This window comes from Halomonas kalidii, from assembly GCF_030010475.1.
Classification (GTDB): domain Bacteria; phylum Pseudomonadota; class Gammaproteobacteria; order Pseudomonadales; family Halomonadaceae; genus Halomonas; species Halomonas heilongjiangensis.
The window spans coordinates 94,787-108,139 of record NZ_JASCQN010000042.1 but is presented as its reverse complement, the minus strand read 5'-3'; the positions used below and the strand labels follow the sequence as shown (position 1 = coordinate 108,139).

Annotated in this window: 12 protein-coding genes; 5 read left to right on the top strand and 7 right to left on the bottom strand. The window is 67.7% G+C overall.

Features of this window, described 5'->3' with window-relative positions; all coding sequences use genetic code 11:
* Positions 1-37: 37 nt before the first annotated feature.
* Together QLQ85_RS14205 and QLQ85_RS14200 are read right to left on the bottom strand one after the other, a co-directional pair.
* Positions 38-409, bottom strand: a complete 372-nt coding sequence (locus QLQ85_RS14205; RefSeq protein ID WP_282739606.1) for a RidA family protein — start codon at positions 407-409, stop codon at positions 38-40.
* 79 nt (positions 410-488) lie between these two features.
* Positions 489-830 (bottom strand): TraR/DksA family transcriptional regulator, encoded by a 342-nt coding sequence (locus tag QLQ85_RS14200; RefSeq protein WP_282739605.1) that lies wholly within the window; start codon positions 828-830, stop codon positions 489-491.
* A 159-nt stretch (positions 831-989) separates the two neighbouring features.
* Here QLQ85_RS14200 and QLQ85_RS14195 point away from each other — a divergent pair, with 159 nt between their 5' ends.
* The gene (locus QLQ85_RS14195; RefSeq protein ID WP_282739604.1) at positions 990-2,183 is read left to right on the top strand and encodes an MFS transporter; all 1,194 of its coding nucleotides are present in this window, start codon (positions 990-992) and stop codon (positions 2,181-2,183) included.
* 56 nt (positions 2,184-2,239) lie between these two features.
* Here the strand turns inward: QLQ85_RS14195 and QLQ85_RS14190 are convergent, their stop codons facing one another.
* The 5 genes from QLQ85_RS14190 to QLQ85_RS14170 all read right to left on the bottom strand — a co-directional run bounded on the left by QLQ85_RS14190 (position 2,240) and on the right by QLQ85_RS14170 (position 8,387).
* Positions 2,240-3,106 (bottom strand): universal stress protein, encoded by an 867-nt coding sequence (locus tag QLQ85_RS14190; RefSeq protein ID WP_282739603.1) that lies wholly within the window; start codon positions 3,104-3,106, stop codon positions 2,240-2,242.
* Between the two features lie 134 nt (positions 3,107-3,240).
* Positions 3,241-4,731, bottom strand: a complete 1,491-nt coding sequence (locus tag QLQ85_RS14185) for a SulP family inorganic anion transporter (RefSeq protein WP_282739602.1) — start codon at positions 4,729-4,731, stop codon at positions 3,241-3,243.
* A gap of 401 nt (positions 4,732-5,132) precedes the next feature.
* Positions 5,133-5,936 (bottom strand): slipin family protein, encoded by an 804-nt coding sequence (locus QLQ85_RS14180; RefSeq protein ID WP_282739601.1) that lies wholly within the window; start codon positions 5,934-5,936, stop codon positions 5,133-5,135.
* 58 nt (positions 5,937-5,994) lie between these two features.
* Positions 5,995-7,530 (bottom strand): NfeD family protein, encoded by a 1,536-nt coding sequence (locus QLQ85_RS14175; RefSeq protein WP_282739600.1) that lies wholly within the window; start codon positions 7,528-7,530, stop codon positions 5,995-5,997.
* Positions 7,531-7,745: 215 nt separating this feature from the next.
* Entirely contained in the window at positions 7,746-8,387 is a 642-nt protein-coding gene (locus QLQ85_RS14170; protein WP_282739599.1) for a hypothetical protein, read from the bottom strand.
* A gap of 270 nt (positions 8,388-8,657) precedes the next feature.
* Here QLQ85_RS14170 and QLQ85_RS14165 point away from each other — a divergent pair, with 270 nt between their 5' ends.
* From QLQ85_RS14165 to QLQ85_RS14150, 4 genes are read left to right on the top strand one after another with little or no spacing between them, the layout of a single operon-like run.
* Positions 8,658-9,746: an aminoglycoside phosphotransferase family protein gene (locus QLQ85_RS14165; protein ID WP_282739598.1), complete on the top strand. Its 1,089-nt coding sequence runs from the start codon at positions 8,658-8,660 to the stop codon at positions 9,744-9,746.
* 15 nt (positions 9,747-9,761) lie between these two features.
* Positions 9,762-10,970: an ABC transporter substrate-binding protein gene (locus tag QLQ85_RS14160; protein WP_282739597.1), complete on the top strand. Its 1,209-nt coding sequence runs from the start codon at positions 9,762-9,764 to the stop codon at positions 10,968-10,970.
* Positions 10,971-11,016: 46 nt separating this feature from the next.
* Positions 11,017-12,714: an ABC transporter permease gene (locus tag QLQ85_RS14155; RefSeq protein WP_282739596.1), complete on the top strand. Its 1,698-nt coding sequence runs from the start codon at positions 11,017-11,019 to the stop codon at positions 12,712-12,714.
* A complete protein-coding gene (locus tag QLQ85_RS14150; RefSeq protein ID WP_282739595.1) occupies positions 12,711-13,346 on the top strand; it encodes an ATP-binding cassette domain-containing protein in 636 nt (211 codons plus the stop codon). Before QLQ85_RS14155 ends, QLQ85_RS14150 begins: the two co-directional genes overlap by 4 nt.
* The last annotated feature ends 7 nt before the right edge of the window (positions 13,347-13,353 follow it).

Sequence of the window (13,353 nt, the reverse complement as noted above, 5' to 3'; positions counted from 1 at the left end):
TCCCCGAGTGTGACTCGAGGGTACCGCCCGTCTTGATTCAGTAGCTGTATTCGCCGATGACCTGGGCCGTGACGGTGATCTCGACCTTCAGCTCGTCGGCGGGCATGGGGGCGCAGACGCAGGTCCGGGCCGGGGCGTGGCCGGTGGGCACCCAGGCATCCCACACCGCGTTCATGGCGGCGAAGTCGTGGCCCTCCTTGAGGTAGATCGTCGCCGTCAGCAGGTGCTCGCGATCGGAGCCGATCTCGGCGAGCAGCGCATCGAGGCGCGCCAGCATGCTCTCGGTCTGCTCGGCGATGTCGCCGTGACGCGCCTCGGGGCCGGCCACCTGACCGCACAGGTAGGCGATGCCGTTGTGGATCACGGCGCGGCTCATGCGCGCCTTGGTGTCGTGTCGAACGATGGTCATCTGTTTTTCTCCTGGAAGACTGGTAAAGACGCAGCAATACTATCTGCCTAGAAAATTACATGCAGTCGATTCTACCTCATCATTCGGCACAGTCGATGCACTTGAGCACCAGGGGGTCCCACTCGAGCCGTTTCGTGGCGATCCACTCTCCGCACTCGATGCATTCGCCATATTCGCCTCGGTCGATGCGTGCCAGGGCCGCCGTGATGCGCCGCAACGCCAGTTGGCGCCGTTCCTCCTCGGCCTTGGCCATGGCCTGCCCCTGCAGGGCATCCATGCGCGACAGCCGCCCTACCGAGGTCTGGTCGAGCATCACGGTATCACGGGCGTCGCGGCTCGACTCGCTCTCCTCGAGCAGTTCGGTACGCATGGCCAGGAGTCGTTCACGGACGCCTTCCATCTCGAGTTCGGGATGATTCATCACAATCTCCCTGACGCCAGGGGGGACAGGCACCGTCCGGGTGCCACACCGCCCCGGTATGGCTGATAAGATATGCCGCTTCGACGAGTCGACCCGGAGAAGCCCCATCTTGCCATCGTGGTTCGGCTACCGCACCCCATGCATCACAGGGAGGTCATCATGGGCTACCGCACCCTGCTGCGGGACCACCGCGGCCTGCTCGGCATCGCCTTCCTGGCGCTGTTCACCTCGAGCCTGGGCCAGAGCTTCTTCATTGGCCTGTTCCAGGCCCCGATCAGCGAGCGACTGGGCCTGTCCGCCGGCCAGTTCGGCAGCGCCTACGCCCTGGTGACCCTGGTCGCCGGCTTCGCCATGCTGCGCCTGGGGCCCAGCATCGACTGGATCCCGCCACGACGCTTCGCCATGCTCGTGCTCGGCACGCTGCTGATCGGGGTACTGCTGCTGACGCTCGCCCCCTGGTGGGGGCTGGGGCTGCTCGGCCTGGGCCTGGTGCGCCTGTGCGGCCAGGGGATGATGACGCATCTGGGCAACACCCTGGCGGGGCGCGAGTTCGTGGCCATGCGCGGCCGTGCCCTGGGGCTCGTGAGCATGGGCATCATGCTCGGCGAGACGGCGCTGCCGCCGCTGATGGCGGCGCTGCTGGTATGGCTCGGCTGGCGGGAACTCTGGTGGCTCTTCGTGCTGGTGCTGGCCGGCCTGTGGATACCCTTGCTGGTACGTGGCCCCTGGCCCGGGGCGCCGGGGCTACGCCCGCAGCGCGGCCAACGCCGTGACGGCCCGCGCCCCTTCCGCGACCCGCGCTTCTGGCGCCTGCTGCCGCTGCTGATGATCCTGCCGGTGACCATGACGGGGCTGTTCATCTACCAGGCGCGCATGACCGCAGACCTCGGCAGCACCCTGGGCGTCTACGCCCTGGCGCTGACCGGCATGGGGCTGGCCAAGCTGCCCGGCGCCCTGCTCGGCGGGCGCTGGGTCGACCGGCTGGGGCCGGTGCGCCTGGCGCGGCTCTACCTGCTGCCCTTTGCGCTGGCGCTGGTGGTGGCCCTCGCGATCGGCGGCCACGCCGGGGTCTGGGCGCTGATGGTCGGTGGCGGGCTCGCCATGGGATCCCAGGAACCGATCGCCACCAGCCTGCTGGTGCGGCTTTGGGGGGCCGAGCACCTCGGCACGGTGCGCGCCACCCTGAGCGCCTGTATGGTCTTCTCCACCGGCATCGCCCCGGCGATACTGGGCGTGGCGCTGGATCTGGGCGCCGACTTCTCCCTGGTACTGGGCGGAATGCTGGTGTTTCTGGTCATCGGCTGGACGCTGGCACAGGGGGTGCTGGCCAGCCCGGAAGCGAAGGGCCCCTGACACGACACCGCCGGCCCCGGGCCGGCGGTGTCGTGTGCCTCGGTCGCGGCCGGGGATCACCGCAGCAGCAGCACCGGTACGCTGGCCTTGCGCAGCATGCCGGTGGTGGTGCTGCCCACCAGCAGGTGACGGATCCGCGAGTGGCCATAGGCGCCCATCACCAGCAGGTCGATGCCGTGCTCGTTCTGATAGGCACGCAGGGCCTCTTCCACCTCACCGGCGCGGATCGCGCCCTCAGCCTCGTGGCCGGCGTCGCGCAGCGTCGACAACGCCCAGTCGAGCTGTGAGCGGTTGTCGCCGGTCTCGGCACCGACGATCACCACATGGCAGGGGATGCCGTTGAACAGCGGGCTCCTGGCCAGCATCTCCACTCCCTTGCGGGTGGTCTTGCTGCCGTCGAAGGCGATCATCACCTTCTCTGGGCGCTTGAAGCTATTCGGCTCCATTGGGGGCACCATCAGGATCGGCCGGTGCAGGGTGCGCACCACCCGCTCCAGGTTGGATCCCAGGTGCTCGCTCGCCTGGTGGGCGGTCTCACCGCGCTTGCCCATGACCAACAGGCGGATCTCGCTCTCCAGCTCCTCGAGTGTCTCCACCAGGGTGCCGTTGCGCTGGCGGGTGGCGGGCTCGCTCACCCCGTCCTCGACGGCCCGCTCCCTGGCCGCCTTGAGCATCAGCCGGCCCTGCTCCTGGGCCACCTTGGCGCGCTGCTCGTCGAGGGTAGCCAGCTCCTCGAGCAGGTGCTCGCGGGAGCCCAGCCCGATGTTGCCGGAGAGGTCAGCCTCGGCGGTCTGGGGGTGGTTGTCCACCACGTGGAGGAAGGTCAGCGGCGCGCCGAGCGCCAGGCTGGCCCAGGCGGCGTAATCGCACACCCCTTCCGAGAACTGCGAGCCGTCGATGGCGGCCATCACCTGATCTGTCATCTTGTCGTTTCCCGAGCTGGCGTGGGTTGGCGGCGGGCCCGATCGCCTCGGCCCGCCGTTACACAAGTTCTACACCATCGGCCCAAGGCGTCACAGGGGTACGCCCACCCGATGGCCCGGAGGCTTGTCTCGAATCAATGGCCGCCCATCAGCTTCTCGACGGCCTCGGGATCATCATGCACCGCATAGCGATCGACGATGGTGGCGCTCGCCTCGTTGAGGCCGATCAGCTCCACCTCGGTGCCCTCGCGGCGGAACTTGATCACCACCCGGTCCAGGGCCTGGACGGCGGTGATGTCCCAGAAGTGGGCACGGGAGAGATCGATGGTCACCTTCTCCACGGTCTCCTTGAAGTCGAAGGCGTTGCCGAAGCGCTCGGAGGAGGCGAAGAACACCTGTCCCACCACCTTGTAGACGCGATGGCGGCCCTGTTCGGCTTCCTCGGAGCCGATATAGAAGATGTTGCCGACCTTGTTGGCGAAGTTCATGGCGGCGATCAGCACGCCGACGAAGACGCCGATGGCCAGGTTATGGGTGCCCACGGTGACCACCACGGTGACCACCATCACCATGTTGGTGCTCATGGGATGCTTCTTCAGGTCGCGGATGGAGCTCCAGCTGAAGGTACCGATGGAGACCATGATCATCACCGCCACCAGCGCCGCCATGGGGATCCGCGACACCCAGTCGGCGAGGAAGACCACCATCAGCAGCAGCGCGACACCGGCGATCAGCGTCGACATGCGGCGCCGCCCCCCCGACTTGATGTTGATCACCGACTGGCCGATCATCGCGCAGCCCGCCATGCCGCCGAGCAGGCCGGCGCCGATGTTGGCGATGCCCTGGCCCTTGCACTCGCGGTTCTTGTCGCTGCGGGTGTCGGTGAGGTCGTCGACGATGGTGGCGGTCATCATCGACTCCAGCAGCCCCACCACGGCCAACATCAGCGAGTAGGGCAGGATGATCCCCAGGGTCTCGAGGTTGAGCGGCACGTCGGGCCACAGGAACACCGGCAGGCTGTCCGGCAGCTCGCCCATGTCGCCAACGCTTCTGATCTCCATGCCGGTGATCATGTAGACCGCGGTCAGCACCAGGATGCAGACCAGCGGCGACGGAATGGTCTTGCCCACCACCGGCAGGTAGGGGAAGCCATAGATGATCGCCAGGCCGGCGACGGTCATGGCGTAGACATGCCAGGTCACCCCGGTCAGCTCCGGCAGCTGGGCCATGAAGATCAGGATCGCCAGGGCGTTGACGAAGCCGGTGACCACCGAGCGCGAGACGAAGCGCATCAGATCGGCGAGCTTCAGGTAGCCCGCGATGATTTGGATGACCCCGGTGAGCAGGGTGGCGGCCAGCAGGTACTCGAGACCATGTTCCTTGACCAGGGTGACCATCAGCAACGCCATGGCGCCGGTGGCCGCGGAGATCATGCCGGAACGGCCGCCGGCAAAGGCGATGATCACGCAGATGGCGAAGGAGGCATAGAGGCCGACCTTGGGGTCGACGCCGGCGATGATCGAGAAGGCGATGGCCTCGGGGATCAGGGCCAGTGCCACGACGATGCCGGAGAGGGTGTCGCCCTTGAGGTTGGAGAACCAGCTCAGTTTCATTTTTTCGTACATGCTGCGGTCCAGTCAGGGGTGATTGGAATGCCGTGAGGCGCCAGGGTATGTCGTGCAATGCCATGCCATTGGCCGCACCGGTGGTGGTGCAGTCCGTCGAGGGCGAGGTAGTTCGTATCGAGCAGGGTGGGCACGCAGGGGCGCCCGGGACATCGGCGTGATGTCATGGATCGAGGGGCCGTAGCCGCTGGGCACGGCACCTCGGGAAAAGGAGGGTGCGCTAGGGCGGCGTGGCCAGCCCTGTCAGGGGGGTCATCACGTTGCGTCGTTTCCCGTGCTCTTGAGAATCGGGCAGGAGACGGAGACGGAGGCGGACTCCGGCCAACTGCCCCGATAACGAGCGCGAGAGTCTAGCAGAGTTCATGCTGCGGCGCACCCGAGGGGGCAGTGCCACGGCCGGATCAGGTGTCGCCGCCACTATCCGGTGTCGCCTGGCCGGCACGGGCCTGCGCCGCGGGGGAGGCCTTCATCTGCCGGAAGGCCTCCATGATGTCCATGGGCAGCGGCACCACGATGGTCGAGGCATTCTTGTTGCTCATGTCACTCATGGTCTGTAGATAACGCAGTTGCAGGGCGGCGGAGTTCTCTGACATCACGTTGGCCGCCTGGACCAGCTTCTTCGAGGCCTGCAGTTCGCCCTCGGCATGGATCACCTTGGCCCGCCGTTCGCGTTCGGCCTCGGCCTGGCGGGCAATGGCACGGATCATGCTTTCATCGAGGTCGACGTGCTTGATCTCGACGTTGGCCACCTTGATCCCCCAGCCCTCCGCCGAGGCATCGATGATCTCCTGGATGTCGTCGTTGAGCTTGTCACGCTCGGAGAGCATCTCGTCCAGGTCGTGCTTGCCGAGCACCGAACGCAGCGTGGTCTGGGCCAGCTGGCTGGTGGCATTGACGAAATGCTCGACCTGGATGATGGCCTTCTCCGGGTCCACCACCCGGAAGTAGAGCACCGCATTCACCTTGACGGTGACGTTGTCCTGGGAGATGACGTCCTGTTCCGGCACGTCCATGGTGATCACCCGCAGGTCGACCACCTCCATCTTCTGGATGCCGGGGATGACGATGATCAGCCCTGGCCCCTTCACCGCCTGGAAGCGACCGAGGAAGAACACCACGCCGCGCTTGTACTCCGGCAGGATACGGATCGAGGCCGCAATCAGCATGAGCAGCAGGACGACCGGAACGAGATAGGAAATCATCATGACGGGTTCTCCCTGTACGGTTTGAACAGTACGCCTTGAACGATACGACGCGAACGCTTCAGTCGTTCCCGCCTCGGTCACTCTCCTCGAGCGGCACGACATCGACGGTCAGCCCGTCGATGGCCCGCACCCGCACGACCTGCCCCTTGCGCAGCGGCCGGGAACTGCGGGCATTCCAGCGCTCCCCGTGCAGCCGGACATGCCCCTGCCCCTCGAAATCCTCCAGCACCGTGGCCTCGCTGGCGACGAGCTCCTCCTCGCCGGTTCTCGCCGGCCGACGCCTGAGCCCCACGAAGCGCGTCATCACCCACAGCATCAGTGCGGCGGCCAGCAGGGCGATGCCGCCGATCATCGGCAGCGAGACACTCAGGTTTTCCGCATCCATCAGTATCACCGATCCGATCACGAAGGCGACGATGCCGCCAATCCCCAGAATGCCGAAACTGGGCATCAGCGCCTCGCCCACGATCAGCCCCAGTCCCACCAGGATCAGCGCCAGCCCCGCGTAGTTGATCGGCAGCACCTGGAAGGCGAACAGCGCCAGCAGTAGCGAGATGATGCCGATGGTACCCGGCACCAGGCTCCCCGGGTTGGAGAGCTCGAAGATCAGCCCGTAGAAGCCGATGATCATCAGGAAATAGGCGACATTGGGGTTGGTGATCACCGAGAGCAGTTCGGTACGCCAGTCCGGATCGAAGCGCACGATGACCAGCTCGCTCGTCTCCAGCGTTCGCTCGCCATGTTCCATCACCACTTCGCGACCATCGACCTGTGCCAGCAGGTCGTCGAGATCGCCGGCCACCACGTCGATGACCTGGCGTTCCAGCGCCTCGTCGGCGGTGAGGTTGACCGCCTCGCGCACCGCCTCCTCGGCCCAGTCGGCATTGCGACCATGGCGTTCGGCCAGGGAGCGGATATAGGCCACGGCATCCTCCAGCACCTTGCGTTCCATGGCGGTCTCGCCACGGCGCGGGCCCTCGGCGGCCTCCTCACTGGCCTCGTCATCATCGGATACGGCTTCCTCGTCATCGCTGGCAGCGGCATCGTCACCGTTGGCGGCATCACCGTCATCGCCGGTGGCACTCTCTTCCTCCGCCCGGACACCGCCGCCGTTGCCGTCCTCCTCCTCCTCCTCGTCGCCCAGCCCCGGTAGGCCGCCACCGCCGCCGATCTGTACCGGCGTCGCCGAGCCCAGGTGGGTGGCCGGGGCCATCGCCGCCACATGGCTGCCGTAGAGCAGGTAGGTGCCAGCACTGGCCGCGCGGGCACCACTCGGCGAGACATAGATGGCGACGGGGACGGGTGAGTTGAGCATGCTGCGGATCATGCTGCGCATGGAGGCGTCCAGCCCGCCGGGGGTGTCCATCTGCACCACCACCAGCTCGGCATTGCCCTCCTCCGCCTTGCGCAGCCCACGCTGGAAGTAGTCGCTGGTGGCCGGGCCGATGGCCCCGTCGACGGTCATCACCAGGGCGGTCCGCTCCTCCTGCTGGGCCTGGGCGTGCCAAGCCAGCAGACCCCCAAGCACCAGACATAGCAAGCTGAACGGCAGCAGCATGCGCCTGGCCATGGCCCCGCGGAGTCCACTCGTCATAGTTTACCCTGCCCTGCGTCTTCTGCCCTTGAGAGTCGCGATGGCACGCCGTGGTTCAGCCGTTGCCGATATCAGCGTAGGCAGAAGAAGATCGTTACCGCAACAGCAGTCACCCGTCGGCGAGCGGCGCCCGGGATGATCGACTCGACCCGGGGGCTTGCAGGGCACCGGTGCCGCAGGGCGGCACCGGTCGTGGAGAACATCCCTGGCCGTGATCAGAGGTCGTGAGGTTCACCGGCAAAACGACGCTGTACCTCCACCATATAGGCAGAGAGCGACTGCAGGGCCTCGCCCTCCCACTCCAGCGGCTCGGCCTCCATGGGCGCCACCATGCAGACCTGCACCATCTCGTCGGCATGAACCTCGGGCATACCGAACTGGTCGCCGGCCATCGCCACCTGATGTGGGAAGGGCTGCTCGAAGGTGGCCTTGTAGCCCTCGTCCTGGCCGTCGCTGCCGTGGCAGGAGGCGCAGGACAGGCCGTTGGTGCTCAACGAGGTGTCGTAATAGAGCTCCTCACCCTGCGCCAGCAGCTCCTGCGGGTTCTCGTCCGTCTCGCTGTAGCCGGGCGTGTAGTCGTCGGGCCGCTGCACCGCGTCACTCGACTGGGCCTCCCCTTCCGCTTCTCCCTCGGCTTCGGCCTCCCCTTCCGCCTCTCCCTCGGCTGCGGCATGATTGCTGGCGAGCAGAAGAGTCGCTTCGGTAACGGAGGCAAAGCCTGCCTCGGTCGAGGTATCGTCCGCCGTGGCCTGCAGGACCGCCCCGCCGGCCACCAGCGCCAGTACCGGAGCCGTATAGGCGAACTGTCTGCTCAGGCGGCCTAGCAGCCTGCGGCGTTTGTCGTCATGCTGTGACATGATTTCCACCTCCGTGATGACATTTCAGGTCAAGCTCTTGTTTATCAGAGCTATTCTCTTGGAGACCCAAAGGGTCATGTCGCACCGCTGCTTGCCAGCGATCTGGTTTGGTAGGCAATGGACACGATTACTTACAGCGCGCGGATTCACCTTAACCGCAGGCTGCTGGTCCCGGTCGTTCCATCGCCGGTGTATTGCCGCCAGGGATGTAAGGAAAGCAGCACTCGCCCGACCACCTACAGACCGACCATCCCGATGTCGAGGAAGGCCATGCCGAACAACGTTTCCTCCCCTGTCTCCCCGGAAACCCGGCACGACCTGTGTGATCGCCTGGCCGCGGCACTGACACGGGCCGGCCGCCACGCCGGGATCCTCTCGATGCAGCCGATGGCCGATACCGGCCTGGCCCATCACCACGTCTGGCTGGAGCGCGATGCCATCGACTGGGTCGCCCGCCTGCCCAAGCAGAGCCAACTGGGGCTGGGGGCACGGGCCAACCTCGATTACCAGGCGGCCTGCTTCGCCCGGGCGAGCGAGAGCGGGCACACGCCCGCACTGCACGGGGTCCTCCCCCCGTCCAACGACCTGCCGCGGGGCGGCCTGCTGGTCAGCGCCATTCGCGGCCGGCCGGCGCACCTGCCGGATGACCTCCCGGCCATCGCCGAGGCATTGGCCAGCCTGCACGCCCTGGAAATACCGCCCTCCGGACAGCGCGAACCGCTGCAGGCGCCTGGCGATCCCTGGGCCGCCATGCGTCACGAGGTCGCGGCACAGGCCCGCTTTCTGGATCGGGCGGACCTCGCGCCGGAGGTGCGACGGCGCATCGAGGTCGAGCTCGCCGCCCTGCCGCAGCGGCTGCCCGACGCCGAGCCTCGGCTGATCAGCTTCGATGCCCACCCGGGCAACTTCCTGATCACCGACTCGGGACGCGCCGTGCTGGTGGACCTGGAGAAGTGCCGCTACGGCCTGCCCGGCTTCGACCTGGCCCATGCCAGCCTCTATACCTCGACTACCTGGGACCTCGTCAGCCGTGCCGAGCTGTCAGCGGAGCAGGTGGCCGACTTCTACCACCGCTGGATGACGGCCACCGGCTTCGACGGCGACACCGCGGCCCTGCTGGCCTGTCGCCGCGCCATGTGGCTCTGGTCACTGACCTGGTGCGCCAAGTGGCGTGCCAGCCATCGCCGGACCCGTGACGCCCATGCCCGCGGCGAGGACTGGTCCGCCGAGCTCAGCGACGAGGCGCTGATCGCCCATGTGCGCGACCGGGTCGACCACTATCTCTCCCTGCCGGCCATCACGCTTGTGCAGGATGAATTCCGCACCCTCGAGGGCGCGCTGAATACCGCCATGAATTGAAGAAGGATTCCTTCGATGCCGAGTCGTACCCTCGCCGCCGCCCCGCTCGCCCTGCTGCTGTCCATGCCGCTGCATGCCGCCCCGGATCCCGCCGACTGGGACGCCGTGCGCGACGAGGCCCGCGGCCAGACCGTCTACTGGAATGCCTGGGCGGGCGACACCCGCACCAATCGCTACCTCGAGTGGGTCAACCAGCGCATGCAGGACGAGTACGATGTGACGGTGGTGCATGTGAAGCTCGACGACACCGGCGCCGCCGTGTCTCGGGTCCTGGCCGAGAAGTCCGCTGGCAACCGCGAGGACGGCAGCATCGACCTGATCTGGATCAACGGCGAGAACTTCGCCGCCATGAGGGCGGCCGACCTGCTGTTCGGTCCCTTCGCCGAGCGGTTACCCAATTTCGCCCTCACCTACCCCGAGCACAATCCCGAGGTGGTCACCGACTTCACTCTGCCCACCGAAGGCTTCGAGGCGCCCTGGGGCAAGGCGCAGATCACCTTCTACCATGACAGTGCCGAAATCGAATCCCCGCCCCGTGACATCGAGGCACTGCTCGCCTGGGCCGAGGCCAACCCCGGCCGCTTCACCTACCCCCGCATTCCCGACTTCACCGGCAGCACCTTCCTCAAGCAGGCACTGCTCACCCTGAGCGACGCCGACGAGGCGCTCTATGCCCCGGTGGAGGAGAGCGACTTCGCCGCCGTCACCGCCCCGCTGTGGGACTACCTGGACACCCTGCACCCTCACCTGTGGCGCGGCGGCCGGCAGTTCCCCGCCAGCGGCCCGGAGCTGCGCAACCTGATGAGCGACGGCGAACTGGCGCTGGCCTTCACCTTCATCCCCTCGGAACCGGCGGCCGCGGTGGCCGACTCCGAGCTTCCGCCCACCACCCGCAGCTATGTGCTGGATGGCGGCACCCTCGGCAACGTGCACTTCGTCGCCATTCCCTTCAACTCGCCTCACAAGGCCGGTGCCATGGTGGTCGCCGACTTCCTGCTCTCCCCGGAGGCCCAGGCCCGCAAGCAGGACCTGGCGATGTGGGGTGACCGCACCGTGCTCGACGTGGCGCGCCTCGATGAACAGGCCCAGGCGCTCTTCGCCCTGGACGAGGAGAATCCGGCCATGCTGCCTGCCGACGCCCTGGCGCAGACGCTTCCCGAGCCGCACCCGAGCTGGATGACCGCCCTGCAGGAGGCCTGGCTCGAGCGCTATGTGCGTAACTGATGACGGTGGCCCCCTGCGCCGCGGCCGGTGACGAGGCGCGACCGCGATGATCCTGCGCCTCGCTCCCGTGCTGATCGTCACCCTGCTGGTCGGCCCCATCCTCGCCGGCCTGGCCATGGCCATTCTGCCGGCCTTCGGCTACCTGCCGGCGCTGGGCGGCGACGCCTTCGGCCTGGCCCCCTGGCGGCAGCTGCTCGCCCAGCCCGGCCTGTGGCGCTCGGTGACAGTGAGTTTCACCAGCGGCCTGGTCACCACCGCGGTGTCGCTCGTCGTGGTGCTGCTGTTCCTGGCCTCTGCCACAGGCAGTCGACTCGATCACTGGATTCGCCGGCTGGTCTCGCCGCTGCTGTCGATCCCCCATGCCGCCGCCGCCTTCGGCCTGGCGTTCCTGATCGCCCCCTCCGGCCTGGTGGCCCGGCTGGTCTCGCCGGGGCTGACCGGCTGGGAGCGACCACCGGACCTGCTGATCGTCCAGGACCCCTGGGGCCTTTCGCTGATGGCGGGGCTCATCATCAAGGAGATTCCCTTCCTGCTGCTGATGAGCCTGGCGGCCCTGCCCCAGCTCGATCCCCAGCGGCGAGTGGCCATCGCCCGCTCGCTCGGCTACCGGCCGACCATCGCCTGGCTCAAGGTCGTCGCCCCGGCGCTCTACCCGCTGATCCGCCTGCCGATCTATGCGGTGATCGCCTACGCCACCTCGGTGGTGGACGTCGCGCTGATCCTCGGCCCCACCCTGCCATCGACGCTCAGCGTGTCGATCCTCACCTGGTTCAACGACCCCGACCTGAGCCGGCGCTTCATGGCCTCGGCCGGGGCGGTGCTGCAGCTCGGCGTCACCGCCGCGGCGCTGGCGACCTGGTGGTGCCTTGAATGTCTCATTGCTCGCCTGGGGCGGCACTGGATTCACCGTGGCGGACGTCGCCACGGCGAGAAGCCGCTGCGCCTGGCCGGCAAGGGGCTGATCCTGTTGGCCAGCCTGATCGCCTTCATCGGCATCGCCGGCCTCGCCCTCTATTCGGTGGCCGGCTTCTGGCGCTTTCCCGACGCCCTGCCACAGAGCGTCACGACCACGCACTGGGTTCGCGCGCTACCGTCGCTGGCGGGTCCGGCGAGCTCGACCGCCATCATCGCCGTCGCGTCGACGCTGATCGCCGTGGCCCTGGCCCTGGCCGCCCTGGAGAACGAGCAGCGCACCGGGCGCCAGCCGGCTCAGGGGCGGCTCCTTTCCGCGCTGGGGCTGCTCTATCTGCCGCTGATCGTGCCGCAGATCGCCTTCCTGTTCGGCCTGGTGGTGGTCATGGAGTCGCTCGGCACCCGACCGCAGCATGGCCTGGTGATCTTCGGCCACCTGCTGTTCGTGCTGCCCTACGTGTTCCTGTCGCTCTCCGAGGCCTACCGGCGCTTCGACCCGCGCTGGACGCGGCTGGCCCTCACGCTCGGCGCCTCGCGCAACGCCGCCTTCTGGCGGGTGCGCCTGCCACTGCTGCTGGCGCCGATGCTCACCGCCTGCGCCGTGGGGCTGGCGGTCAGCATCGGCCAGTACCTGCCCACCCAACTGCTCGGCGCCGGTCGCGTGCCCACCGTGACCACCGAGGCGGTGGCCTTGGCTGCCGGTGGCAACCGGCGGGTGATCGGGGTCTGGGCGCTGGTCCAGGCCAGCCTGCCATTGGTGGGTTTCACCATCGCCATCGGCCTGCCGCGGCTGCTGTGGTCCAACCGCCGAGGCATGCGAGGAGCACCATGAACGACCACCACCATCTGGCCCTGGAGGAGATCCGGATCACCCTGGGCGAAGTGACGCTGCTCGAACTCGATGCCGCGGTCGGCCCCGGCGAGGTGCTCACCGTGATGGGCCCGTCCGGCTCGGGCAAGTCGACCCTGCTGGCCTTCGTGGCGGGCTTCCTGGCACCGGCGTTCCAGGCCACGGGGCGGGTACGCCTCGACGGCCGCGACATCACCCGACTGCCGGCCGAACGGCGCGGCATCGGCCTGCTGTTCCAGGATCCGCTGCTGTTCCCGCATCTCTCGGTGGCCGGCAACCTGCGTTTCGGCATGCCACGCGCCACCCCCGACAAGTCGGCCCGGGTCGAGGCCGCCCTGGGGGAGATCGGCCTGGCCGGTTTCGGCGACCGCGACCCGGCGACGCTCTCCGGTGGCCAGCAGGCGCGGGTCGCCCTTATGCGCCTGCTGCTCTCCGCCCCCTGTGCCGTGCTCCTCGACGAGCCATTCGCCAAACTCGATACCCATCTGCGCCACGAGATGCGACAGCTGGTGTTCTCCCGACTGCACGAGGCCGGCCTGCCGAGCCTGCTGGTCACCCACGACCGGGAGGACGCCGAGGATGCCGGCGGCTCGCTCATCGAGCTGTCGGCCTGACGAGCCC

Coding starts and splice junctions, on each gene's coding strand:
- QLQ85_RS14205 (WP_282739606.1), bottom strand. CDS start 409: ATGACCATCGTTCGACACGACACCAAGGCGCGCATGAGCCGCGCCGTG.
- QLQ85_RS14200 (WP_282739605.1), bottom strand. CDS start 830: ATGAATCATCCCGAACTCGAGATGGAAGGCGTCCGTGAACGACTCCTG.
- QLQ85_RS14195 (WP_282739604.1), top strand. CDS start 990: ATGGGCTACCGCACCCTGCTGCGGGACCACCGCGGCCTGCTCGGCATC.
- QLQ85_RS14190 (WP_282739603.1), bottom strand. CDS start 3,106: ATGACAGATCAGGTGATGGCCGCCATCGACGGCTCGCAGTTCTCGGAA.
- QLQ85_RS14185 (WP_282739602.1), bottom strand. CDS start 4,731: ATGTACGAAAAAATGAAACTGAGCTGGTTCTCCAACCTCAAGGGCGAC.
- QLQ85_RS14180 (WP_282739601.1), bottom strand. CDS start 5,936: ATGATGATTTCCTATCTCGTTCCGGTCGTCCTGCTGCTCATGCTGATT.
- QLQ85_RS14175 (WP_282739600.1), bottom strand. CDS start 7,530: ATGACGAGTGGACTCCGCGGGGCCATGGCCAGGCGCATGCTGCTGCCG.
- QLQ85_RS14170 (WP_282739599.1), bottom strand. CDS start 8,387: ATGTCACAGCATGACGACAAACGCCGCAGGCTGCTAGGCCGCCTGAGC.
- QLQ85_RS14165 (WP_282739598.1), top strand. CDS start 8,658: ATGCCGAACAACGTTTCCTCCCCTGTCTCCCCGGAAACCCGGCACGAC.
- QLQ85_RS14160 (WP_282739597.1), top strand. CDS start 9,762: ATGCCGAGTCGTACCCTCGCCGCCGCCCCGCTCGCCCTGCTGCTGTCC.
- QLQ85_RS14155 (WP_282739596.1), top strand. CDS start 11,017: ATGATCCTGCGCCTCGCTCCCGTGCTGATCGTCACCCTGCTGGTCGGC.
- QLQ85_RS14150 (WP_282739595.1), top strand. CDS start 12,711: ATGAACGACCACCACCATCTGGCCCTGGAGGAGATCCGGATCACCCTG.